This window comes from Kribbella sp. NPDC026611, from assembly GCF_040638345.1.
In the GTDB taxonomy this organism is placed as follows: Bacteria; Actinomycetota; Actinomycetes; order Propionibacteriales; family Kribbellaceae; genus Kribbella.
The window spans coordinates 118,239-139,885 of record NZ_JBEZYC010000005.1 but is presented as its reverse complement, the minus strand read 5'-3'; the positions used below and the strand labels follow the sequence as shown (position 1 = coordinate 139,885).

Below are 21,647 nucleotides of genomic sequence, written 5' to 3'. Positions count from 1 at the left end.
GCGCGGGACGGCGCAAGGTAAGAGCTCAGGTACGACACCAGGTACAGCGGGACGCCCGGCGCGATAGACCGTGCCAGGTGCGGCACGGCGTACGGCAGGAAGTACACCACCAGATACAGCGCGACTTAGGACAGCAGGTACGGACACGGCGTACTACAGCAGGTATGGCGAGATATGACGGGACGCACCCGCGGGTAGGCGGCAGGTGCGGCGGAAGTCCGGCTCGAGGCACGGCGAGGTCGGGCGATAGGTACTCGGCGAGGTACGTCGCGGCATGTACGGCGACCTGGGCGACAGGTACGACGACAGATGCCGGCGTGGTGTACGACGCGACGTACCGCGCTGGGACGGCGTGAAGTAAGACGGCGCCAGGTACAGCGCGACCTAGGACGGCGGGTGCCGGCACGGGAGCAGCGGATGCCCGGCGTGAGGTACGGCGGGACGTGGAGCGCCAGGTACAGCCGGGAGCCCCCGGGGTACGGCGGCAGGTAGGCGCGAACTTCGCGCCGTATCTCAAGCTGGTACTACGAGCTGCACCTGCCGCCGGATCTCGCGCCCGTACGTCACGCAGTACCACCTGCCGCATTGCCCCCGCAGCACCTCCCCATCCCTCGCAGTACCTCCCAACCGTCGTGCCGCCGTACCTCTCGCCGTACCTGACGCTGGACATTCCGCCGTAGCCCACCCTGTACCTGAGCTGCGTCTCACGCCGTACCTGAGCCGTACTTGACGCAGTACCTCCGCGCTGTACGTGCGTTCGTATGTCTCGCCGTACCAAGCGCTGTACCTGCCCGCCGTACTGCCGCAGTACATGAGCTCTCGCACTTGCCGCCGTACCTCACGCCGTACCTCACACATACGTGCTGCTGTACGCCGTACCTGACGCCGTACTTGCTGTACGTGCCGTCGTACTACGCGCTGGTCTTCGCCGTGCCTGGCGCTGCATGTGCCGCCGTACGCCGTGCCTGCGTCGTACGGCGCGTTCGTGCCTGCTGCCTTCACGTCTACCTCACGCCGTACCTGGCGCTGCACCTCTCGCCATACGAACTTCCGCCGTACCCCGCGCCGCGCCGCTCGGGCAGTTTGCGGGCCGCCTTCACTCGTGTGGGTGAGGTGAGAGGGGTGGGTTTGGTTCTAGGGTTTGGCGGCATGAGCATTGTGGTGGCGGGGTTGTTCAGTCTGGGTGTGTTTTTGGTGATCTTCATTCCGGTGGCGCAGCGGCTGCTCGGGGTGCGGTTTGGGCTAGTGCGGCTGGGGTTGGGCGCTGCGCTGACGTTGAGTGTGTTCAGTCCGATCGCCAACGCACTCGTCGGGAAGTTGCCGTTTGCCGGGTCGAATGCGGCTGCGGTTGCCTACCTCGCCTTGACCGCGGTGTGCGCCATGCTCGCCGGGCTGGTGTTTCTGGTGCTGTCGGAGGCCCTGGTACCCACGGGATCGTTGCCAAGGGCCCGGGATCTGCGTCGGGATCTGAGCGGCCGGATCGCCCGCACCCGCAGGTACCTGCAGATCATGCGGATCGCGATCAAACACGGACTGGGACCGTATCTTCGCGGCCGGCGCAGACCCGGCCGGGAGAATGCCGCCGAGCAAGCCGACCTCGCCCGCTCGCTGCGGCTCGCGTTGGACGAAGCCGGCGTGACCTTCGTGAAGCTCGGTCAGGTTCTCTCGACCCGCAGCGACATCATCCCCAGCTCGGTCGCCAACGAACTGAGCCGGCTCCAGGACCAGGTCTCCCCCGCACCGTGGCCGGAGGTCGAGCAAGTGCTGACCGAGGAACTCGGCGCCGGCCAGCAGTACGCCGCCTTCGACCCGGAGCCGCTCGCCGCCGCGAGCGTTGCGCAGGTCTACACCGCTCGTCTACTCGACGGCACCGACGTAGTGGTCAAGGTCCAGCGGCCCGGCATCGCCAAACTGGTCGACCGCGATCTCGACATCGTCCGCCGGCTGGCCCGAGTGCTCGAACGCAACACGGACTGGGGCCGCTCGATGGGCGTCCTCGCGCTCGCCAACGGGTTCGCGGACGCGATGCGCGAGGAGCTCGACTTCACGGTCGAGGCCGGCAACATGACCGCGGTCGCGGCGAGCCAGTCCATTGCCACCAGCAACGATATCGTCGTACCCCGGTTGTATCCGGACCGCTCCACCCGGCGCGTACTGACGATGCAGCGCCTCGACGGCATCGGTCTCGGCAACGCCGCCGAGACGATCGCGGACCGCGGCCTCGACGCCGCCCGGCTCGGCCGCGCGTTGTTCGACTGCCTGCTCGGCCAGGTCGCGATCGACGGTGTGTTCCACGCCGACCCGCATCCCGGCAACTTCCTGCTGCTGACCGACAACCGGATCGGCATGCTCGACCTCGGCTCGGTCGGCCGGCTCGACCCGGCCACCCGCGAGGCGCTGCAGCGGTTCCTCCTCGCCGTCGACCGCGGCGACCCGGTGGCCGCGACCGACGCGCTGCTGGAGATCGTGGACCGCCCCGACGTGATCGACGAACGGGCCCTGGAACGCGCCGTCGGTCAGTTCATGACCAAGCATCTCGGCGCCGGCGCCAACCTCGGCCCGGCGATGTTCAACGACCTCTTCAAGATCATCACGAGCCACGAGCTCGGCGTACCGCCGGAGGTCGCCGCCGTCTTCCGCGCGCTGGCCACCATCGAGGGCACGATCTCGCGCATCTCCCCCACCTTCGACCTGGTCGCCGCGTCCCGCCAGTTCGCCGCCGCGCAGGTGACCGACCGCCTGACCCCCGACGCCATCAGGCGTACGGCGACGGACGAACTCGCCAACCTGCTGCCGATGCTGCGCCGGCTGCCGCGCCGGATCGACCGGATCGCTGCCGCGGCCGAGAGCGGGCGGCTCGGCCTCAACATCCGTCTGTTCGCCGACGAACGCGACCGCCGCCACTTCACCGGTCTGCTGCATCAAGCCCTGCTCGCGGTTCTCGGCGCGACGGCGGGCATCATGGCCGTCCTCCTGCTCGGTACGCCGGGCGGCCCGAAGGTCACCGACTCGATGAGCTTGTTCCAGCTCTTCGGCTACAACCTGCTGGTGATCTGCGCGGTGCTCGTCCTCCGGGTGCTCGTGCTGATCTTCCGGCTGCCCGACCACCGCTCGTCTTGACTTCAAGCTTACTTGAACTTCGACCATTGCGGGCATGACCATCGATGCCACCGTCCCCCGCCCGCGGTTGTTCACCGGCCAGCACCTGCCGCTCGTCCTCGGGGTGATCGGCCTCGTCACGCTCGGCGCACTGGAGAATCGCGCGGTCGGTACGGCGCTGCCGACGATGGTCCGCGAGTTCGACGCCCTCGGCAGCTTCGGCCTCGCCAACGCGGCGCCGAGCGCGAGCTACCTGATCTCGCTCGCGATCGCCGGCCTGTGGTCCGACCGTCGCGGCCCGATCCCGACCCTCCGCGCCGGCGCGATCGCGTTCGGCCTGGCCCAACTGCTCGTCGGTACTGCGACCGCGATGCCGATGGTCATCGCCGGACGTCTGCTCAGCGGCCTGGCCGAAGGCCTGCTCGACGTGTCGCTGATGGTGCTGGTCGCCCGCGCGCTCCCCGCCGTACTGCGACCGCGGATGTTCTCGTTGTTCGCGGCGATGTGGATCCTGCCGTCAGTCCTCGGCCCGGTGCTGACCGGTGTGGTCACCGAGCAATTCGGCTGGCGCTGGGTGTTCCTGGGCGCCGTCGTACTCCTCATCCCCAGCTGGCTGCTCCTTGGGCCGGCGATGCGGCAGTCGGAGCATGTACCCGCGCCGGAGCGTTCCGCTGACGACATCGCCGAGCTCGAGGCCTGGCGCGCAGCCCTGCCCTGGGCCCTCGCCGCCTCGGTCGCGCTGTTCTCGATGACGCTCGCCGGTGACCACCTCCAGGAACATCCAGTGATCGCGGGTACGGCGATCCTCGTCGCGCTGCTCGTCCTTGCGCGCGCCGCGGTCCGGGTGATGCCGAAGGGGATGTTCGTGGCTGAGCGCGGCTTCCCGGCCGTGGTCGCGGTCCGGGCGCTCGGCGGTGCCGCTTTCGGTGGAGTCGGCGCATACTTGCCGCTGTTGCTGACGTTGCAGCACCACTTCAGCCCGTCGCGCGCCGGGGTCACGCTCTCGATCACCGGCGTGAGCTGGGCGTTCGGTTCCTGGTTGCAGGGCCGCGAGCACGGTATCGAACGCGTCCGCGTCCTGCAGGCGGGGTTGGCGTTCATGACCGCCGGTGTCGCGGTCGCGTCGCTGCTCGCGTGGTCGGACGCGACGACCTGGTTCGGTCTGATCGGCTGGGCGTTCGCCGGGATCGGGATGGGTCTGAGCTCGTCCAGCCTGTCGGTCCTCACCCTCGACCTCTCCGATCACCACAACTCCGGTCGCAACTCCAGCGCGGGACAGATGGCCGCCACGATGAGCATCGCGACCGCGATGGCGGTCAGCGGCACCCTGCTCGCCTTCAACGCGGACCACCCGCGACCGTGGGTCTTCGGCTCGATCATCACCGCCGGCGCGGTGCTCGCCTTCCTCGGTCTGCTCGCCGCCGGCCGGGTCCGGCAGGCCTAGCAGTAGGTCTAGAGTGACCTCCATGGCTGAGCTCCTGACCGACGACCAGATCGATCTCGCGATCCGCGACCACCTGCCGCACTGGAAGGTCGTCGACGGCGAGCTGGTCCGGGACGTCACGAAGGACACCTTCATGGACGGCATCCGGCTGGTCGCGACCGTCGCGCAGCTCGCGGAGGCGATGAACCACCACCCGGACATCGACATCCGCTACACGAAGATCACCTTCAAGGTCAGCAGCCACGAGGCCGGCGGCATCACCGAGGACGACCTCGTCCTCGCCCGCCACATCGACACCGCAGCCGGCTAAGACCGCCAGCGGAGACCGTTCGGCTGAGACCGCCGGCTGAGACCGTCGGCAAGGGCTAGCGGCCGACGCTCTGCCGGAGGCCGATCAGCACCCCTTCGGTGTCGCGGAGGTAGCTGAGCCGCCCGACCCCGGCCAGCTCCTGCATCTCCCCCACCTGCTCACCCCCGGCGTCCCGCGCCGCCTTCAGCGTCCCCTCGAGATCGTCGACCTCGATCCAAGCGATCGTCGGCTGCGACTGGTACCGGTTGCTCATGATCGCGCCGTCGATCCCCTCCCCGACGCCGGTCTCCGCGAGCAGGTACGCCGGTGGCACCGGAGCGGCGGTCATCTGCCAGCCGAACACCTCCCGGTAGAACCCGGCGGCCCGATCGTGGTCCTCGGCAACTATCTCGACATGCACTATGCGTCCCATGCCACCGATCCTCACCCGGCCGGCGGCCCGCCGTCTTGGACGGATCTTCCATGCATCAGCGCCGCGATCCCGTTCTGCACCGCGCGGAACGAGCTTGCACTCACTCCGGTGTAGCGCTTGAAGTCGCGGGCCGCGTGCGCCTGGTCGTAGTACCCGTGCAGCGCCGACAGGGTCGCGGCGGCGTCCGACGGACCGCCCAGCAGCCCGCCGACGAAGTGGTAGTAGCGGACGATCTCGGCGTACTGCTTCGGTCCGATCCCCACGCCCTGCCGGAAGAGGCGGTAGAGCGTGCTGTACGACGTCCCGCACCGACGCACGACCTCGTCCACCGCTACCCGGCCGCGCGCCTCATCGACGACCTCCACTGCAGCCATCAGGACCGACGACGGGGCGCGGACGACCAATGGCTGCAGGAAGGTGGCCAACACCGCGGCTCGCTCCGGCCCGAACGGCTCCGCCCGCAGCTCCCGCACGAGGCCCGTTGGCTCGACCCAGTCGGCAAGCGCCAGGACGTCGTCGACGAGCGCGGGCAGTCCGAGCGTCGACAGACCCCATGGCTTCAGCTCGACACCCGCGTAGCTCGACGTACCTAGCTGACCGATCACCTGTGGCCTGGTCATTACTCCGAAAACCGAAGCCGCATTCGGCCACTCGGTGCCGGTGATCGGGTCGTGCCTGGTGCCGGGCGTCGCGAGGGCGATCGCGACCCCGGGCCGACCGTTCGGGATCAGGATGTCCTGGCGTAGCGACCGTAGCGGCGGGGAGTCGACCAGCCACACGTGGTCGATGACGTCCCGCAGGTCGCCGGGTGGCGGGAAGCGTTGGTAGCCCACCCGTTGAATCGTAAGTCTCTGGCCGGACTTAATCGGTTAGTGTTGATCAGTGACGACTGCGGAGGAGTACCGCCTGCTGGGATTCGCCGACGCCGATCGAGACGCGGCGGAGGCGTTCAGTCCGGACCAGGCGGTGGTGAAGGATCTGGCCGACCAGATCCGGGCGGAGATCGGCAAGCTGGGCCGGGAGCCGGAGCTGCGAATGCCGGACGACCCGCGCAACTCGGTGCAGGCGTTCCTCGACACCGTGCCGGACATCCGCCGCTACCACACCGAGCGCGGCATCCCGGACGACATCAGCTGGGCCACGCTCGCCGACCTCGGCCAGCAGCTGAAGGTGAGCCGCCGGACCCACGGCGAGTACAGCCTGGAGACCCACTGGTGGCTGACGATCGCCTGGACCGGCCAGCTCTACGCGCTGGGTCGCCTGCAGTACCTGCTGCACCAGGTCCCCGCCGACAATCCAGTGCCCGGCACCGAGCCGGGCGAGTGGATCATCGGCGTCCACATCCCGGAGACCGGGCCGCTGACGCCTGAGCTGGTCGACGACAGCCTCCAGCAGGCCCGTGAGTTCTTCCCGCGCTACTTCCCGGAGTACCCGGTGAAGACGGCGAACCTCTGGTCCTGGCTGATCGACCCGTACCTGCTGGAGAACCTGCCACCGGAGTCGAACATGGTGAAGTTCGGCCGCCGGTTCACGCCGTACGGGACGCCGACCGACAGCCCGGACAGCGCGATCTTCTTCACCTTCCGCCGGCACGGCACGGACAAACTCGACGAGCTGCCGCAGGACACCACCCTGCAGCGCGTGGTGGTGGAACGGATCAAGGCCGGCGGCACCTGGCAGAGCGGGTACGGCTACCTGCGGCTATGACGGCCGGAGCCCACTGGGTACGCCGTACTTCCCCAGCCAGCCGGCCAGCTCGATGTTGGACACGCACCGCACGTCCGGCTGCTTGCAGGTCTCCAGCACGAACTGCTGGAGCGCGTCGGAGTACACGCTGTTGTTCCAGCGGTTGAAGTGGTTGCCGAGGAACAGCGGCGGGTTGCCGCTGGCCCGTGACTTCGCCAGCGCCTGACGGTACGTCGCGAGCACCTGTGCCTTCAGCGCGGGCACCTGCGCGACGGGAGCGGTACGAGCACCGGTCTGGGCGTACCAGAGGTTGTAGTCCATCGTCAGCGTCTTCTTGCTGGTGCCGGCCAGGGTCACGGACTCCAGCGGGAAGCTCCACAGCCCGTCGGCCCTCTTGGGCCAGCTGATGTAGCCGGTGCCCGACGCGTCGTACACCATGCCGCGCTGGACCATCGCTTGTCGGTACGCCGCCTTGTTGCCCTCGAGGCACGGCGTACGCATGCCCTTGACCGTCGCGGGGTCGAACGGCGGCTCCACCGTCTTCCCGGCGGCCAGTGCAGGCCCGGTGCGGACCATGCGGTCGAACGCACTCAGCTCGGCGGTCCACTGCGCGGCGGTCCAGCTATCGACGCCGTTCGTGCCGCAAAAGTGGCCGTTGGCGTGGGTACCGATCTCGTGGCCCTCGGCGATCGCGTCGCGGAGGATTGTCGAGCGGGCCAGGATGCTGGTCGGGTCGCCCCATCCGATCTCGGACGCGCCCGGCCGGTGGTTCGGCGGCAGGTAGTCGGTGCGGTGGTCGCCGGGGTACAGGTACGGGCCGGACAGGAAGAACGTCATGCGCGCGTTGACCTGCCTGGCCACGGTCCGCCAGCGCTGCCAGAGCAGCAGGTCGCCGGCGCCGTCGAAGGACACGACGACGAAGAGCGGCGGCTTGCCCGTGGACAGGCGGGCCGGGAAGGCTCGCAGTACCGGAGCCGCGGCCGGCAGCTTGCCCGCAGGCGGCGGTTTGGGAGTCGCCGGAGGCGCGCTGCTGGGCTTCCGCGTAGGTGTCGGCGTTGGCTTCGACGTGGGCTTCGGCGTGGGCTTCAGGGTGTGCGAAGCGGAGGGAGTGGGAGCGCCTTCCAGAGGTACGTCGGCACAGCCGGCCACGACCGCCGCGATCACGAGCACGACGCCCACGAGGTTCACCCCAGGCCTCACCACGTCTCTACTGACGCACGCAGGCCCGCTCAGGTTGGTCCGGGACACGCACTTGGGCGGAAACCCGGGCGGTGATCGTTAGGCGGCTGTGACCTTGGCCGCGCGGCGCCGGACCGCGATCCGCCGCGAGGTCTCGACCACCAGGCCGATCACGCCGGCCAGGCTGAGGCTGAAGACCAGCGCCTTCAGCTGGTCGTGCGCGAACGCGTCGCCGCCGACGTACCCGAGCAGGGCGACGTACGTGTAAGCGATCGTCACCCCCGCGAAGGTGAAGACGATGAACTTCTTGAACGAGTACCGCGTCGCGCCCGCGGTCAGCGTGGCGACCATCCGGGCGCCCGGGATGTAACGGACCGTCATCAGGATCAGTCCGCCGCGGGCGTGCAGAGCAGCGGAGACCTTCTCGTAGAGCTGCTGGCGGCGCTCCTGGCGCTTCATCCAGCGGTGCAGGGCCGGACCGGAACCACGGCCCATGAAGTAGCAGGTGGACTCGCCGATGACCGAGCCGGCCATCGCGACCGCGATGACGAGCAGCAGGTTCTGGTGGCCGGCCGCCGCGGCCATGCCGGCCGTGATCACCATGCCCTCGCTCGGCACCACCGGGAACACCGCGTCGACGGCCGCGGCGGCGAAGAGGATGAGCAGTAGCCAGTGCGACGCCATGGCGACGTCGAGCAGGTGCCGCGCTACCTCCATCAACTCCGTCACCCGGAAAGGATGCCATCTCCGGCCAGGATCGCCGCAATCCCATCGCTGTGATTCGGTCCGGTTCACCCGATGTTCAAGGGCGACCACCGGCCCGCTCTTGACAGAACACTTCACCAATTGGTGAAGTGTCTGGGTGCTGAGTACGACGTTCGGAGCGCTCGCGGACCCGACCCGGCTGGCCGTCATCGGCCGGCTGAGCCGGGGCGAGGCCACGATGGGTGAGCTCGCCGAGCCGCACCGCATCACACCACCAGCGATGACGAAACACGTGGGGGTGCTGGTGGACGCGGGTCTGGTGACCCGGCGGCGGGTCGGGCGGACGGTGGTGTGCACGCTCCGGCAGGAGGCGTTCACCGAGGTCGAGCAGTGGCTCGGCGACCTCACGTCGTACTGGAACAGCACTGTGGACCGGCTGGAAGAACTGCTCCGAGGGGACGACGATGACCACTGAGATCCGGATCGATCGGGTGCTTCCGGCCACGATCGGCAAGGTGTACGACGCGTGGACGCAGCCCGAGCTGCTGGTCCAGTGGTACTGCCCGAACCCGAAGCTCGAGCTGAAGGTGAAGGCCGACGTGCGGGTCGGCGGCGACTACGTGGTGGAGATGGGGCCGCACGTGGTGCGCGGGACGTACCTCGAGGTCGAGCCGCCGGGCCGGCTGGTGTTCAGCTGGAAGTGGGACGGGACCGCGGATGACCCGACCCGCGTCGAGGTCGAGCTGACCTCGGTCCCTGAGGGGACCCGGATGGTCCTCAGTCACACCGGCTTCGCGACGGCTGACGACGCGGCGAACCACCAGCAGGGTTGGGACCCCGAGATCCTTCGGTTGGTCGAGCTGCTCAGCGCTCAGTAGCGCGGCCGCGGAGGCGGTCGAGGACCAGGACGAGGACGACGGTGGTCGCCAGCAGGACCACCGCCTCGGCGGCGGCGACGAACGCTTGGCCGCGGTCGGTGAGGGCGAAGATGCTCACCGGCAGGGTTCGCCAGGACGCCGGGTAAACCATGATCGTGGCGCCGACCTCGCCCATCGAGAGCGCGACGGACAGTCCGGCGGCTGAAGCGATCGCGGGCAGGAGCATCGGGAGGCGGACCCGCCAGAGGACGCGCGCCGGCGAGGCGCCGAGGGATGCGGCGACCTCGGCGTACGACGGGTCCAGCCGCTGGAGTGCCGCGGTGACCGTGCCGTAGCTGAAGGCGATCATCAGCACCAGGTGGGCGATGACCACGATCCACTTTGTGCCGTTGAGCAGGACCGGCGGGCGGGAGAAGGCGACGAGCAGGCCGAGACCGACGACCACGGACGGTACGGCGAGCGGCAGGTGGTGGAGGGCGTCGGCCAGACGAGCGAGGCGGGATCCGGCGGCGGCGATTGCACCCCAGGTGCCGAAGACGACGGCGAGCAGTCCGCCTAGGAAGGCTGTTTGCAGGCTGACCGATAGGGAGGCCAGCTCGTCGCCGGACAGTGCTTGGCGGAGGTGATCGGCGGTGGGGTCTGACGGGAGTACGCCGCTCCACGAGCCGGCGAAAGCGGCTGCGATGACGACGAGGAACGGGAGGAGGACGAGCAGGCCGAAGACGACGGCGAACGCGGTCCAGACGATCGCTTTACCGCTCTTAGTCCAGACGAGCACGACGACCTCCCAGTGCCAGGCGGAGTACGGCGTACAGCCCGAGCGAGAGCGCGATCTGGACGACCGCGATCACGCAGGCGCCGGGGTAGTCGAACATCACGATGCCTTTGGTGTGGACGAGCATCGGGAGGGTGGTCGTACCCTTCGCGCCGAGGAAGAGCACGATGCCGAACTCGTTGAGGGTGAGGAGCAGGGTCAAGCTGCCGCCTGCGACCATCGCGGGGCGGACCTCGGGGAGGACGATCTGCCTGAGCACGCGCCAGGGTCCGGCGCCGAGACTGGCTGCCACGTCGAGCTGAGCTCTTGGCAACCGACTCATTGCCGCTAGCAACGGTCGCATGACGAACGGGGTGTAGAAGGTGACCTCGGCCAGGACGACCGCCCAGGGTGAGGTCAGAAACCCGCCCGCCCTGAGGATCCCGGTCGTGCCGTAGATGAAGGTGAACGACAACGCGACGAGGAACGACGGCAGGGCGAGCATCGTGTCCACCAGCCCGGCGACGATACGGGCGCCGGGGAACGGGACAAAACTGACCACCACCGCGAGAAACGTGCCCGTGATCAGACAGCCGACGGTCGAACTGACAGCAATCTGCACCGTCCTGACCAACGCATCCCGAAACTCACTCGACCCAACCACGGCTCCCCACGCCGGCACCGACTCAACCGCCACCAACACCAACGGATAAACAACCAACACCGCAATCAACACCAACGGAGGCAACACCCAACCCCATGCCCGGTCACCCCGAGCCCGCCTCGGAACAGCCGCATTCACCACGAGCGCCTCGACGGCCATCAGCACCCCTCCGCAACCACAAGACTGCAAGCCCCACCCGGCAACACCATCACCACCGGCTCCCCCACCCCGGGCACCCACTCATCCACCGCGACATGAACCCGCACCACCACATCCGCCAACCCATCCACACTGCACGCGAGCTGATTGACCGCCCCCCGCCACTGCACCCCCACCACCCTCCCCGGCAACCGACCCCCCACACCCGGCGCCCCACCTCCGCCAACCGCAGGGTGCAAGCCTCCGCCGCCGGCACGCTGCAGGCCTCGGTCGCCGGCACCACGGACCTCCGCCGGCTCAGTCCGGACCGCAGCAGGAACCTCCACCGACCCACCCAAGCCCGCCGCGTCCGCGCTAGCGGGCGCTGGCGGCTCAAGCCGGATGGCGTGGGGGCGGATGCATAGGAGTTGCTTGCCTGCTTGCGGTTTCAGTCCTGGGATTTCGTGGCCGGCTACTTTCACGGTGCCTTCGTCTGATTCGACCGGGAGGAGGTTGGCGCCTCCGAGGAACGATGCGGTGAAGGCTGAGGGTGGGGCGGCGTACAGGTCCACAGACGGCGCCACATCCACCAACCGCGCGTCGCGCATCACAGCGATCCGATCCGCCAACGCCAGCGCCTCGGACTGATCGTGGGTCACGTAGACGATCGCGATCTCCGGCACCTCCCGCCGCAGCTTCTGCAGTTCCCCCAGCATGTCCGCGCGCAGCTGCGCATCCAACGCCGCCAACGGCTCGTCCAGCAACAGCACCGGCGGCCGAATAGCCAGCGCCCGCGCAATCGCCACCCGCTGCTGCTGCCCACCAGACAGCTCCCGCGGGAACCGCCGCGCGTACGCCATCATCCCGACCATCTCCAGCATCTCGGCCACCCGCCGGCTCACCTCAGCCTTCGGCCGCCGCGCAGCCTTCAGTCCAAACGCGACGTTATCCGCCACCCGCAGATGCGGAAACAACGCATACTGCTGCACGACCACCCCGATCCCCCGCTTGGCCGGCGGCAGATCGGTGACGTCCTGACCACCCAGCCGGATCCGCCCACGGCTCGGCCGCACGAACCCGGCCACCGCTTTCAGCGCGGTCGACTTCCCCGACCCCGACGGCCCGAGCAGCGCGACCGTTTCACCGGCCGCGACGCTCAGGTCGAACCCTTCCAGCGCGACCGTGCGGCCGAACTGCACCGTCACGTCCTCGAGCTGAACGGTCATCCCACAGCCTTCGTGTACGCCGCGACATCCGCATCCAGGTCGGACAGCACCGTCGACCAGTCCGGCTGCCAGACCTCGACACCGCTCATCGCCTGCTGCACAGCGGTGAAATGAGCGTCCGTCGGCTTCACGTCGTCGCGAGCCGGCGTACCGAACGCGTCACCCGAGACAGTCTGCTGCGCGTCGGTCGAGAGCAGGTACTCCATCAGCTGCTTGCCGCCATCAACGTTGGGCGCACCAGCAGCCAGACCCATCACGTACGGCAGCGCCAGCGTCGTCCGCTTCCCGTCCGCACCAGCCGGGAAGAACACACTGAATGCGGATTTGTCGACAGAGATCGAGGTCAGGTTCATCTGCACGTCGCCGTTCGCGACCAGCAGCTCGCCCTTGCTCACCTTCGGCTGCAGCTTGCCGGTCGACGCGGACGGGCCGACATTGTTGACTTCCAGCTTCTTCAGGTAGTCCAGCGCACCCTGCTTCCCGAGCAGGTGCTGGAGCAGCAGCAGTACGGCGGTACCGTCACCGGCCTGGCCGGGCGTCGAGTACTGCAGTTTGCCCTTGTACTTCGGGTTGAGCAGGTCGTCGAACGTCTTCGGCGTACCGGCCGCCTGGTTCGCGATGAAGCACAGGTAGTTGTCGACGACAGTGACGTAGTCGTCGCCCTTCACGCCCTTCACGTGATCGGCGCCGGGTACGTCGTACTTCTGCAGCAGCCCGTCCTGGTCCGCCTTCTGGATGAACGGCGGCAGCGTGACGAGGATGTCAGCCTGCGGGTTGGACTTCTCCTTCTGCAGCCGCGACACCACCTCGCCCGAGCCGGCCTCGACGGTCTGGACCTTGATGCCGGTCTTCTGGGTGAACGCGTCGAACCGGGTCTTGTACCAGTCGCCCAGTCCGTCGGCGGTGTACACGGTCACGCTCTTCTTGCCGCCGTCGCCGGTCGCCGCGGCGCCGGTACCGCCACACGCAGCGGTCGTCAGCAGCAGGCTCGCGGTGGACAGGGCGAGGAGGGTCTTCAGTGCCTTCACTTCTCCAGCCTTCGGTCGAGGAGCAGGCCGGGCAGGTCCCGGACCGACTCGAGTACGTGCGTTGCGCCCGCGGCTTCGAGCTGTTGCTTGCCGTGGGCACCGGTCAGGACGCCGGCCACGATCCCGGCACCGGCCCGGATCCCGGTCGTCATGTCGTAGGCGGTGTCACCGGCGACGGCCACGTCGGCCACCGCGTCGGCTTCCAGGTCCAGCACGGCCTTGAGGACCATGTCCGGATACGGTCTGCCGCGGCCCGCCTGAGCCGGGCAGAGAGTGAGGTCGGCCAACTGCTGCCAGCCGAGCGCGGACAGGATGCGTTGCTGCGTGGCCTCGGAGAACCCGGTGGTCAGGCAGACCTTGACGCCGTCGTCCTGGAGTTGGCGGATCGCGTCCTCGGCGCCGTCGATCGGGCGCAGACCGGAGTCGATCAGGTCGCCGTACGCCTGCTCGAACGCTCGGTTCGCCTGTTGCGCCGCGTCCTCGGCGCCGAGCAGCGCGCGGAAGACAGTGATCTTCGACTCGCCCATGGTGGCGCGGACGTGCTCGATCATCCGGTCGTACGGCGGGGTGCCCGGTTCGATGCCCTGGGCACCGATCGCGGCGGTGAACGCCCGCTCGACGAGCCCGCCGTCGGCAACCGTCGTACCCGCCATGTCGAGGACCGCAATCATTGGTCGATCCCTTCGAAGCTTGCCTCGGCGATCGCGGGCGCCATCGTCATCCCGCGTCCACCCGGCCCGGTCACCAGCTGCACCGCCGGCGCCACGGTCCGCCGCACGACCACCTCGTCGCTGGTGGCCTGGGAATAGACCCCGGCCCAGGTCTGGGTGATCGCGGGCAATTGCCTGCCGAGAATGGATTCGGCCGTCCGGCGCAGGTAGTCGTACGGTTCACGCCGTACGTCGAAGTCGAACGGCTCGTCGTACTCGTGGGTGTCGCCAATCGTCAGGCCACCGTGCGTGCGCTGCACCATCAGCAGCTGGATCTTGTGCTCGGCGGCGACGGATGCCTGCGGCGGGAGTTCATGGACTGATGGACCTTGGAATGCTGGGTAGTAGCGGAAGCTGTCGGCATCGGCCACAGCGGTGGTCAAGTCGACGCCGAGGGGCGCCGTCTGCATCATCTGGAGGCGGACCCGGCGTACCGGGAGGTCGGCGGTGAGCTCGCGGATCAGGCCGCTGTGCCAGGCGCCCGTACACAGGAAGACGAGGTCCGCGGCGTGCGTCGTACCGTGGTCGTCGACGACCTGGCCGTCCTGGACGTTGCGCACTTCCCGCCCCCCGATGAACTGGTAGCGGTTCGACTTCGCCAGCTCCTCGCGGAGGGCCGGCAACACCTCGCGCGGCTCGACGATCGCGTCGCGCGCGCACCACAAAGCACCTTGCAACTCGCCGCGCAATGCCGGGTTGCGAGCAAGGGTCTGCTCCGCGTCAAGCACCTGAAACCCGCGCTGTGCCGCGTCCGGCCGGTTCGCCGCCTCTTTGGCGACCGCCAGCTCAGCCTCGGTCCGGCAGACAGTCAGCGACCCCACCGGCCGGAAGCTGATTCCCGGCACCTCGGCCCAGAGATCCCGAGCCCGCTGCGCCAGCTCGATCTCGGCGCCGTCGGCCCGTCCACTGACCCACACCAGCCCGAAGTTCCGCACGCTGGCCCCACGCGCCCCGAGCTCCCGCTCGAGTTGTACGACGTCGTACCCGCGCCGCACCGCCTCCCAGGCGTGGAACGTGCCCAACACCCCGCCACCCACCACGACGACCCGCACCCTCGCTCCTCTCGACTCGGCCAAGATTGGTCCGGACCAATGACGAGGGCGTGCGAAGGAAGGGTCCAGCAGGTGAACCCGCAGGGAACTGTTAGTTGGCGGGCCGGATGACGTCCTGGGGGTGCAGGGTGGCGCGGAAGCCGACGCGGTCGCCGCGGTACAGGGAGCGGACGACCTCGATCGGTTCGCCGTCGGTGTCGCGGCTGTTGCGATGCAGCAGGAGCATCGGCAAGGACTGCGTGGCCTTGAGCAGGTCGGCCTCACGCGGGGTGGCGATGACGGTCTCGACCAGCTCCTCGCCCTCGCCGAAGCGCACGCCGAGTTGGTCGGTGAGGCAGCGGTAGAGCGAGCCGGTGGGCTCGAGCACCTCCTTCAGCGTCGGGAAGCGAGCCACCGAGAGGTACGTCGTCTCCAGCCCGATCGGCTGCCCATCCGCAAAGAGCACGCGCTCCAGCCGATGCACCGGCGCGTCCTCGGCCAGCTTCAACTGCTCAGCCAGCTCACCCGCCGGGACCTGGTCGAACGTGACCACCTCACGCCCCGGCGTATGCCCCTGCGCCCGAAGCGCCTCGGTGTAGCTGACCAACGCCAACGGCTGCACCAGCTTCGGCGTCGCAACGAACGTGCCCTGCCCCTGCCGGGCCCGCAGCCGCCCGTCCGCAATCAGCTCCCGAATGGCCTGTCGCATGGTCCACCGCGACACCCCGAACTCCTTGGCCAGCACCCGCTCCGGCGGCAACGCCGCCCCCTCCCCCAGGCCCTCGACCACTTCCACCAGGCGGGTCTTGACCACAAAATGCAACGGCACACTCACCCGCCCGACTCTAGTCGAGCCGAGGTCCGGCCCCCTCGGGAAAAGTCGAGCCCCGGGCGGCAACCCGGGGCTCAGATGAACGGATGGACAGGTGGCGTGTCTTCAGCTGCCGGACTTGCGGCGGAACTGCCGCTTCTGCTTGTCGTTGTGCGCGTCGCCGACGCCCTGACCACGGACCCCGCTGCCGGGGTGGGCGTGGTTTCCGGCGTTCTTCTTCTCGAGCGCCTCCCGGAACTTCTTCTGCAGATCGTCCGCCGGCTCGCTGGACTTCTCGCTCATACCGTCTCCTTCACAAACCGTCAGGCGTACGGGCCCACGCTAACCGAGGGTGAGCACCTGCCGCGACCGGAATACCCGGAGTCTCAGTACAGCATCACGCTAAATCGTGTGCGCAAGCGGGCCGCGCCCACGGATACTGCTCCGCGTGGTGATGCACGACGGACAGTTGACGGTGACGAGCGAACTGGTCGCGGACCTGATCGCGAGCCAGTTCCCGCAGTGGCGCGGACGTCCGGTTCGAGCGGTGACGTCGCACGGCACGGTCAACGCCCTCTTCCGGATCGGCGACGACCTGGTCGCGCGGTTGCCGCTCCTGCCGGGAGATCGCGTCCGCGACGAGCTCGAGCAGGAAGCGGACGCAGCACGCCGGCTGCGCGCGATCTCGCCGTACCCGACGCCGGAACCGATCGCCATCGGCGAGCCCGGCGACGGCTATCCACTCCCTTGGGCGGTCTACACCTGGCTCGACGGCACGATCGCGTACGACGCGGACGTCGCCGGCTCGACCGCCTTCGCCGAGGACCTCGCGCGCTTCGTCATCGCTCTGCGGGCCGAGCCCACGGATGGTCGCGTGTTCACCGGCAGCTGGCGGGGCGGCGTACTGACCTCCCAGGACCCGTACGTCGCCGACGGCCTCGCGCGCAGCCGCGGAATGATCGACGTCGACTCGCTGGCCGCGCTCTGGGCCGACCTCCGCACAACCCCGCGCACCGAGCCGGACGCCTGGACGCACCGCGACCTCATGCCCGGCAACCTGCTGGTCAAGGACGGCCGCCTGTCGGGTGTGATCGATGTCGGCACCTTCACCGTGTCCGACCCCGCGATGGACCTGCAACCAGCCTGGAACCTCCTCGACCCGACCGCGCGCAAAGCCTTCCGCACCGCGCTAGACAGCGACGACGACGAATGGCGCCGCGGGATGGCGTGGTCCTTCGCCCAGGCGATCGGCTGCCTCTGGTACTACGTCGAGACGAACCCGGTCATGTCCCGCACCGCCCACCACACGCTGACTGCGCTCCTCACGGCCGCCTAGCCACGAACACGAACTCCTTGCCGGGACGATCCGGAGCCTCCCGTACGTCGTCCACCGCGAACCCGGCCGCGGTCAGCGACTCCTCGACCTCATCCCGCTCGCGGAACCGCAACGTCGACTGCGACGTGTAAACCGCACCGTCGGACTCGAATACGTAGTTCGCCCGGAACGTGACGAACGGCAGCTCAACGCTCAGCAGCTCACCCCAGTGCTCGACCACATCACCGCCCGCAGGCGCCACCCGATGCGTGTGCTCTCGCGTCCACTCCTCCCAGGCCCGCCGCGCCGGATCCCGCGTCTCGAACACGAACCGCCCACCCGGCCGCAGCGCCGTACGCACGCCCACCAACGTCGCCGCCCAGTCCTCATCGGTCAGAAACACCTGCGCGACGTTGCCTGTCATCACCGCGAGATCGACCTGCAACGCCGGCAGCGTCGTCGCGTCGCCGTGGATCCACCGCACCCGGTCGGCAAATTCCTTGCCCCGAGCAACTTCCAGCGACGCCTCGGCCGGATCCACCCCGACCACGTCGACCCCGGCACCCGCGAGCAGGCAGGCGAGCTCCCCGGTCCCACACCCGACATCGAGCACCTGCCGGGCACCGAACTCGCTCACCATCGCCGCGTAGTGCGCCAGATCGTCCCGCCCCGCCTCCAGCGCGTCATAGACCCGAGCCAGTCGCGGTACCGCGAACAAGTCGTCAACCATCCCGCGACGCTAGCCCGCTTCCGCACCACAGGCGACCGGATTTCACTCGACCATCGGCGGCACGTACAGCTCCCGTCACGAGGTGGCGCTGGTGTAGCGGCGTAGGCCGGAGCGCCAGGCGAGCGTCGCCAGTGTGGCGGCGCCTACTGCTGCGGCCGGGCCGGTCAGCAGGGTCACGACGTTGGGCCCGCGGAGGAGGGCGACGGTCGGGATAGCCGCGATCAGGGCCATGGGGAAGACGTACGTGAGGATGACGCGGAGGGGTCGGGCGAAGATGTCGGTCGGGTAGCGGCCGAGCTGCCAGGCCGAGTGGTAGAAGACGTCCAGCTGCAGCTTCGGCGCCCAGAACGCCAGGCAGGCAAGCAGCACGCTTAGGGCCCAGGTCACGACCAGTGCAGCAGCGACCAGGAGCAGCCAGGCGAGAAAGGCAGCGGCCGACGGGACCTGCGCGGCAGTGGCCAGCCCCCAGCCGAGGACGCCCACGCCGAGCAGCAGGTCCAGCAGCGCGAGCGGCGACGACAGCGACAAGCTCGCCAGGAACAGACTCGGTGCCGGCTGCAACAAGTACCCGTCCAGCTTCCCGGCCCGGATGCCCGTCTCCGGGAACCACGAGAGGTTCGGATCGATGAACGTGGACCGCATCCCGGTGATCAGCTGGTACGTCCCGATCAGCACCAGGAACTCCGGTTTCGACCACCCGAGCAGGCTGTCCGCCCGGTTGAACACGATCAGCACCGCGGCCACCGCCGTACCAAGACCGGTAAACGCCAGCAGTACGTCGAACAGCAGGTTCACCCGGAATGCCACGCTCCGCCGCAGCGACATCGAGAACCCGGCGCCCATCAGCCTCAGCAGCTTCACGATCCCACCGCCGTGTACCGCCGGATCCCGGCGCGCCACACCACCGTCGCCAGCACGCCCAGCACGACAACCCACCCGACCTGATACCACAGCGATCCCCCCTCAGCTCCAGCCGCGATCGACGCCGGCAGCCCGTTCATCCCGTAGAAAGGCAGCACTTCCGCGACCCACTGCCACCCCGAGGGCAGCAGTCCGATCGGCGCCGCCGTACCGCCGAACAGGAAGATCAACTGGCTGCCGAATCCGGTCACCGCGTGCACCCGTTGGGTCCAGAACGCGGTCAACGACAGCAGAAACGTCCAGAGAAAGACGAGGACTGCGGCGAGCACGACGTACGGCGTACTTCGGAGCACCGCCTGCCCGTCGAACCCGGCCCGGAGTGCGACCCCGGTCAGCACCACGATCGGCGCGCCGAGGAGCGTCAACCACGCGCGGATCGCGAGGTTCGCGCCGATGACGCCGAGGACGACCGGTTGTGGGCGCAGGAGCTCGTGGCTGAGCGTCCCGTCGTAGATCCGCTCGGAGAACGTGTGCTGCTCGAACGACTCGGTCAGCAGCGTGACGAGGATGACGGCGACGTAGTACCGCCCGATGGTCGCGTCGTCAGGGTAGACCGCCGACCAGACGAACAGACCGATCAGCGGGGCGACGACGGCTTGGACGACCAGCGTCAGCAGGAACCACCAGGCGCCGGACCACTCCAGCACCTCCTGTCTGAGGCGGAAGGTGAGCAGCGTGGCGGTCCTCATACCCGCGGCCCGTCGTACTGGACCTGACCCTGGTCGATCCGGATCACCCGCGGGCAGAGCGAGGCGATGTCCTCCAGGTTGTGGCTGGTGAGGAGTACGGTCGCGCCGGTCCGGTCGACGTACTCCGCGACGAACGCGCGGATCTGGCTCGCGGCGTCGACGTCGAGCCCGATCGTCGGTTCGTCGAGGAACAACATCTCCGGGCGGTAGACGAAGGCCAGCGCCAAGCCGACGCGCATCTTCTCGCCCAGGCTGAGCGCGCGGAGCTGGCGGTCCTTCAACCGGTCGAGACCGAGGAGGGTCTCGAGCTGGCCGAGGGTACGGCGGAAGTCCGGGCGCGGGACGTCGTACAGCAGGCGCTGGTACTCGAGTGAGTCCATCACGGTGAGCTCTTGCGAGCCGCCGACCGGTTGGCTGCCGCGGACGAACGCGATCCGCCGGAGGAAGGTGCGGTGCCGTTGCCACGGGGTGGAATCGAGGACGCGGACGTGGCCACTGGTCGGGTGCAGGATGCCGGACAGGATCTTCATGGTCGTGGTCTTGCCGGCGCCGTTCGGTCCGATGAAGCCGGTGACCTCGCCGGGGTCGATCGCGAACGACACGTGGTCGACGGCGCGGACCTCACGGTACTCGCGCCGGACCAGGGATTTCAGGGCCGCGCGGAGGCCGCCGTCGCGGACCGGGGCCTTGTAGGACATGGACAGGTCGTCCACCAGGACAGCAGTCATGCCGGCGACGTTCTCAGGAAAAGACGCCCGGTTCTGGCTTATTTTCCTGGGATAGTCGGAGGATGCGCGCCGAACGCCTCCTCCGGCTCCTGCTCCACCTGCAAACCCGCGGCCAGACGACGGTCGCGCAGCTCGCCGAGGCCCTCGACATCTCGCCGCGGACGATCCAGCGCGACCTCGAGGTACTCAGCCTGGCGGGGGTCCCGATCTACTCGATCCGCGGCCGCCGCGGCGGGTGGGCGCTCCTCCCCGACTACCGCACCCGGCTGACCGGCCTCACACCGTCCGAGGTCATGTCCGTCTTCGTCGGCGCCACCGCCCACGTCCTCGCCGACCTGGGCCTCGACGCCTCCAGCGAGCAGGCGGTCACCAAGCTCATCGCCGCCCTCCCCGAGCCCACTCGCCGCGAGGCCGAGTACGCCCGCCAACGCCTCCTCATCGACCACGCCGGCTGGGACGACCGCCGCGAAACCCCACACTGGCTCGCGGTGTGCCAGCAGGCCGTCTGGCAAGAACTCCAACTGGAAATCGAGTACGGCGACCACACCTTCGCCGTCTCGCCCCTGGGCCTGGTCGCCAAGTCCCGCACCTGGTACCTGGTAGCCACCCGCCCCGACGGCCAACTCCGCACCTACCGCCTGAGCCGCGTCACCTCAGCCGAGCTCACCAACCGCCGCTTCACCCGACCCCCGTCCTTCGACCTGGCCACCCACTGGTCCAACGCCCAACGCGAGTTCCTGGCCAGCCGCCCGACCTACCCCGTAACCCTCAAAGCCCAACCCCACGCCATCCCCCGCTTCCGCCCCACCGAACCCATAACCCCCACCGACAACGGCTGGTGGATCATCCACACAGACCTGGAAAACCCCCACGAAGCCTGCGCCACGGTCCTAGCCCAAGCAGGCGCAGCAATAGCCCTGCAACCCCCAGAACTAATCACCCTGGTCCGCGAAGCCGCCAACACGATCGCGAAATCACACTGACACTCAGGACAGAAATAAAAAAGAGGGACAGAAAAGAAGAGATTTAGAGTAGTGGCTGGCTTCAGCGACCGACTTGGGGCTTAGCCGCGCGACGCACCGGGTCAGAACGCACACCGACCCACCGCAAGAGAGAGTGAGCGGACCGCCTGGTGGAGACAGGCGGCACCCCGACAAACCTCCGGCTGACCGCCGAAGCCGGACACCAC

General features: G+C 68.7%; 24 protein-coding genes. 8 read left to right on the top strand and 16 right to left on the bottom strand.

All coding sequences use genetic code 11. The annotated features are described in order from the left end of the window. The first annotated feature begins 1,149 nt into the window (after positions 1-1,149). Genes AB0E69_RS22260 through AB0E69_RS22250 form a run of 3 tightly spaced genes read left to right on the top strand, consistent with a single transcriptional unit; the run spans position 1,150 to position 4,853 of the window. Positions 1,150-3,120 (top strand): AarF/UbiB family protein, encoded by a 1,971-nt coding sequence (locus tag AB0E69_RS22260; RefSeq protein WP_360148973.1) that lies wholly within the window; start codon positions 1,150-1,152, stop codon positions 3,118-3,120. Positions 3,121-3,154: 34 nt separating this feature from the next. Beyond that, a complete protein-coding gene (locus tag AB0E69_RS22255; RefSeq protein WP_360148970.1) occupies positions 3,155-4,543 on the top strand; it encodes an MFS transporter in 1,389 nt (462 codons plus the stop codon). Between the two features lie 22 nt (positions 4,544-4,565). Further along, positions 4,566-4,853: a 4a-hydroxytetrahydrobiopterin dehydratase gene (locus AB0E69_RS22250; RefSeq protein ID WP_360148967.1), complete on the top strand. Its 288-nt coding sequence runs from the start codon at positions 4,566-4,568 to the stop codon at positions 4,851-4,853. Between the two features lie 55 nt (positions 4,854-4,908). Here the strand turns inward: AB0E69_RS22250 and AB0E69_RS22245 are convergent, their stop codons facing one another. Further along, positions 4,909-5,265, bottom strand: a complete 357-nt coding sequence (locus AB0E69_RS22245) for a VOC family protein (protein ID WP_360148964.1) — start codon at positions 5,263-5,265, stop codon at positions 4,909-4,911. A gap of 11 nt (positions 5,266-5,276) precedes the next feature. Further along, positions 5,277-6,098 carry an AraC family transcriptional regulator gene (locus AB0E69_RS22240; protein ID WP_360148961.1) on the bottom strand — a complete coding sequence of 274 codons (822 nt, stop codon included), beginning with the start codon at positions 6,096-6,098 and terminating at the stop codon, positions 5,277-5,279. Positions 6,099-6,147: 49 nt separating this feature from the next. On the opposite strand from AB0E69_RS22240, the gene AB0E69_RS22235 reads away from it, so the two are divergent. Then, positions 6,148-6,972 (top strand): acyltransferase domain-containing protein, encoded by an 825-nt coding sequence (locus AB0E69_RS22235; RefSeq protein WP_360148958.1) that lies wholly within the window; start codon positions 6,148-6,150, stop codon positions 6,970-6,972. Here the strand turns inward: AB0E69_RS22235 and AB0E69_RS22230 are convergent. Then, a complete protein-coding gene (locus AB0E69_RS22230) occupies positions 6,967-8,130 on the bottom strand; it encodes a hypothetical protein (protein WP_360148955.1) in 1,164 nt (387 codons plus the stop codon). The two genes, AB0E69_RS22235 and AB0E69_RS22230, sit on opposite strands and share 6 nt — an antisense overlap. Before the next feature lie 99 nt (positions 8,131-8,229). Next, positions 8,230-8,859 (bottom strand): DedA family protein, encoded by a 630-nt coding sequence (locus AB0E69_RS22225; protein WP_360148952.1) that lies wholly within the window; start codon positions 8,857-8,859, stop codon positions 8,230-8,232. A gap of 133 nt (positions 8,860-8,992) precedes the next feature. Here AB0E69_RS22225 and AB0E69_RS22220 point away from each other — a divergent pair, with 133 nt between their 5' ends. Together AB0E69_RS22220 and AB0E69_RS22215 are read left to right on the top strand one after the other, a co-directional pair. Continuing rightward, the gene (locus AB0E69_RS22220; protein ID WP_360148949.1) at positions 8,993-9,310 is read left to right on the top strand and encodes a metalloregulator ArsR/SmtB family transcription factor; all 318 of its coding nucleotides are present in this window, start codon (positions 8,993-8,995) and stop codon (positions 9,308-9,310) included. Next, on the top strand, positions 9,300-9,713 hold the full coding sequence (locus AB0E69_RS22215) for an SRPBCC domain-containing protein (protein ID WP_360148946.1): 414 nt from the start codon (positions 9,300-9,302) through the stop codon (positions 9,711-9,713). The genes AB0E69_RS22220 and AB0E69_RS22215 overlap by 11 nt, the downstream gene beginning before the upstream one ends. On the opposite strand, the gene AB0E69_RS22210 is transcribed toward AB0E69_RS22215, so the two are convergent. The 8 genes from AB0E69_RS22210 to AB0E69_RS22175 form a co-directional block, all read right to left on the bottom strand. Then, positions 9,700-10,491: an ABC transporter permease subunit gene (locus tag AB0E69_RS22210; RefSeq protein ID WP_360148943.1), complete on the bottom strand. Its 792-nt coding sequence runs from the start codon at positions 10,489-10,491 to the stop codon at positions 9,700-9,702. The two genes, AB0E69_RS22215 and AB0E69_RS22210, sit on opposite strands and share 14 nt — an antisense overlap. Beyond that, the gene (locus AB0E69_RS22205; RefSeq protein WP_360148940.1) at positions 10,475-11,290 is read right to left on the bottom strand and encodes a 2-aminoethylphosphonate ABC transporter permease subunit; all 816 of its coding nucleotides are present in this window, start codon (positions 11,288-11,290) and stop codon (positions 10,475-10,477) included. The genes AB0E69_RS22210 and AB0E69_RS22205 overlap by 17 nt, the downstream gene beginning before the upstream one ends. Then, complete coding sequence (locus tag AB0E69_RS22200) at positions 11,290-12,495, bottom strand: ABC transporter ATP-binding protein (protein ID WP_360148937.1); 1,206 nt, start codon at positions 12,493-12,495, stop codon at positions 11,290-11,292. The genes AB0E69_RS22205 and AB0E69_RS22200 overlap by 1 nt, the downstream gene beginning before the upstream one ends. Then, a complete protein-coding gene (locus AB0E69_RS22195) occupies positions 12,492-13,523 on the bottom strand; it encodes a 2-aminoethylphosphonate ABC transporter substrate-binding protein (RefSeq protein WP_360148934.1) in 1,032 nt (343 codons plus the stop codon). The genes AB0E69_RS22200 and AB0E69_RS22195 overlap by 4 nt, the downstream gene beginning before the upstream one ends. Beyond that, entirely contained in the window at positions 13,520-14,194 is a 675-nt protein-coding gene (locus AB0E69_RS22190; protein ID WP_360148931.1) for a phosphonatase-like hydrolase, read from the bottom strand. Before AB0E69_RS22190 ends, AB0E69_RS22195 begins: the two co-directional genes overlap by 4 nt. Beyond that, the gene (locus tag AB0E69_RS22185; protein WP_360148928.1) at positions 14,191-15,285 is read right to left on the bottom strand and encodes a TIGR03364 family FAD-dependent oxidoreductase; all 1,095 of its coding nucleotides are present in this window, start codon (positions 15,283-15,285) and stop codon (positions 14,191-14,193) included. Before AB0E69_RS22185 ends, AB0E69_RS22190 begins: the two co-directional genes overlap by 4 nt. 91 nt (positions 15,286-15,376) lie before the next feature. Next, a complete protein-coding gene (locus AB0E69_RS22180; RefSeq protein ID WP_360148925.1) occupies positions 15,377-16,099 on the bottom strand; it encodes a GntR family transcriptional regulator in 723 nt (240 codons plus the stop codon). 102 nt (positions 16,100-16,201) lie between these two features. Beyond that, positions 16,202-16,378 carry a DUF5302 domain-containing protein gene (locus AB0E69_RS22175; RefSeq protein ID WP_360148922.1) on the bottom strand — a complete coding sequence of 59 codons (177 nt, stop codon included), beginning with the start codon at positions 16,376-16,378 and terminating at the stop codon, positions 16,202-16,204. 151 nt (positions 16,379-16,529) lie between these two features. Here AB0E69_RS22175 and AB0E69_RS22170 point away from each other — a divergent pair, with 151 nt between their 5' ends. After that, entirely contained in the window at positions 16,530-17,411 is an 882-nt protein-coding gene (locus AB0E69_RS22170; protein WP_360150080.1) for an aminoglycoside phosphotransferase family protein, read from the top strand. On the opposite strand, the gene AB0E69_RS22165 is transcribed toward AB0E69_RS22170, so the two are convergent. From AB0E69_RS22165 to AB0E69_RS22150, 4 genes are all read right to left on the bottom strand, one after another. After that, a complete protein-coding gene (locus AB0E69_RS22165; RefSeq protein ID WP_360148919.1) occupies positions 17,398-18,120 on the bottom strand; it encodes a class I SAM-dependent methyltransferase in 723 nt (240 codons plus the stop codon). The two genes, AB0E69_RS22170 and AB0E69_RS22165, sit on opposite strands and share 14 nt — an antisense overlap. A gap of 75 nt (positions 18,121-18,195) precedes the next feature. Continuing rightward, positions 18,196-18,981: an ABC-2 family transporter protein gene (locus AB0E69_RS22160; protein ID WP_360148916.1), complete on the bottom strand. Its 786-nt coding sequence runs from the start codon at positions 18,979-18,981 to the stop codon at positions 18,196-18,198. After that, positions 18,978-19,730 carry an ABC-2 family transporter protein gene (locus AB0E69_RS22155; protein ID WP_360148913.1) on the bottom strand — a complete coding sequence of 251 codons (753 nt, stop codon included), beginning with the start codon at positions 19,728-19,730 and terminating at the stop codon, positions 18,978-18,980. Before AB0E69_RS22155 ends, AB0E69_RS22160 begins: the two co-directional genes overlap by 4 nt. After that, positions 19,727-20,458: an ATP-binding cassette domain-containing protein gene (locus tag AB0E69_RS22150; protein ID WP_360148910.1), complete on the bottom strand. Its 732-nt coding sequence runs from the start codon at positions 20,456-20,458 to the stop codon at positions 19,727-19,729. The genes AB0E69_RS22155 and AB0E69_RS22150 overlap by 4 nt, the downstream gene beginning before the upstream one ends. A 62-nt stretch (positions 20,459-20,520) precedes the next feature. Here AB0E69_RS22150 and AB0E69_RS22145 point away from each other — a divergent pair, with 62 nt between their 5' ends. Then, positions 20,521-21,441 carry a WYL domain-containing protein gene (locus tag AB0E69_RS22145; RefSeq protein WP_360148907.1) on the top strand — a complete coding sequence of 307 codons (921 nt, stop codon included), beginning with the start codon at positions 20,521-20,523 and terminating at the stop codon, positions 21,439-21,441. Positions 21,442-21,647 lie beyond the last annotated feature (206 nt).

Excerpts from the sequence above, each read along its gene's own strand:
- AB0E69_RS22260 (WP_360148973.1), top strand. The coding sequence starts at position 1,150 with ATGAGCATTGTGGTGGCGGGGTTGTTCAGTCTGGGTGTGTTTTTGGTG.
- AB0E69_RS22255 (WP_360148970.1), top strand. The coding sequence starts at position 3,155 with ATGACCATCGATGCCACCGTCCCCCGCCCGCGGTTGTTCACCGGCCAG.
- AB0E69_RS22250 (WP_360148967.1), top strand. The coding sequence starts at position 4,566 with ATGGCTGAGCTCCTGACCGACGACCAGATCGATCTCGCGATCCGCGAC.
- AB0E69_RS22245 (WP_360148964.1), bottom strand. The coding sequence starts at position 5,265 with ATGGGACGCATAGTGCATGTCGAGATAGTTGCCGAGGACCACGATCGG.
- AB0E69_RS22215 (WP_360148946.1), top strand. The coding sequence starts at position 9,300 with ATGACCACTGAGATCCGGATCGATCGGGTGCTTCCGGCCACGATCGGC.
- AB0E69_RS22205 (WP_360148940.1), bottom strand. The coding sequence starts at position 11,290 with ATGGCCGTCGAGGCGCTCGTGGTGAATGCGGCTGTTCCGAGGCGGGCT.
- AB0E69_RS22200 (WP_360148937.1), bottom strand. The coding sequence starts at position 12,495 with ATGACCGTTCAGCTCGAGGACGTGACGGTGCAGTTCGGCCGCACGGTC.
- AB0E69_RS22190 (WP_360148931.1), bottom strand. The coding sequence starts at position 14,194 with ATGATTGCGGTCCTCGACATGGCGGGTACGACGGTTGCCGACGGCGGG.
- AB0E69_RS22175 (WP_360148922.1), bottom strand. The coding sequence starts at position 16,378 with ATGAGCGAGAAGTCCAGCGAGCCGGCGGACGATCTGCAGAAGAAGTTC.
- AB0E69_RS22170 (WP_360150080.1), top strand. The coding sequence starts at position 16,530 with ATGCACGACGGACAGTTGACGGTGACGAGCGAACTGGTCGCGGACCTG.
- AB0E69_RS22165 (WP_360148919.1), bottom strand. The coding sequence starts at position 18,120 with ATGGTTGACGACTTGTTCGCGGTACCGCGACTGGCTCGGGTCTATGAC.
- AB0E69_RS22155 (WP_360148913.1), bottom strand. The coding sequence starts at position 19,730 with ATGAGGACCGCCACGCTGCTCACCTTCCGCCTCAGACAGGAGGTGCTG.
- AB0E69_RS22150 (WP_360148910.1), bottom strand. The coding sequence starts at position 20,458 with ATGACTGCTGTCCTGGTGGACGACCTGTCCATGTCCTACAAGGCCCCG.
- AB0E69_RS22145 (WP_360148907.1), top strand. The coding sequence starts at position 20,521 with ATGCGCGCCGAACGCCTCCTCCGGCTCCTGCTCCACCTGCAAACCCGC.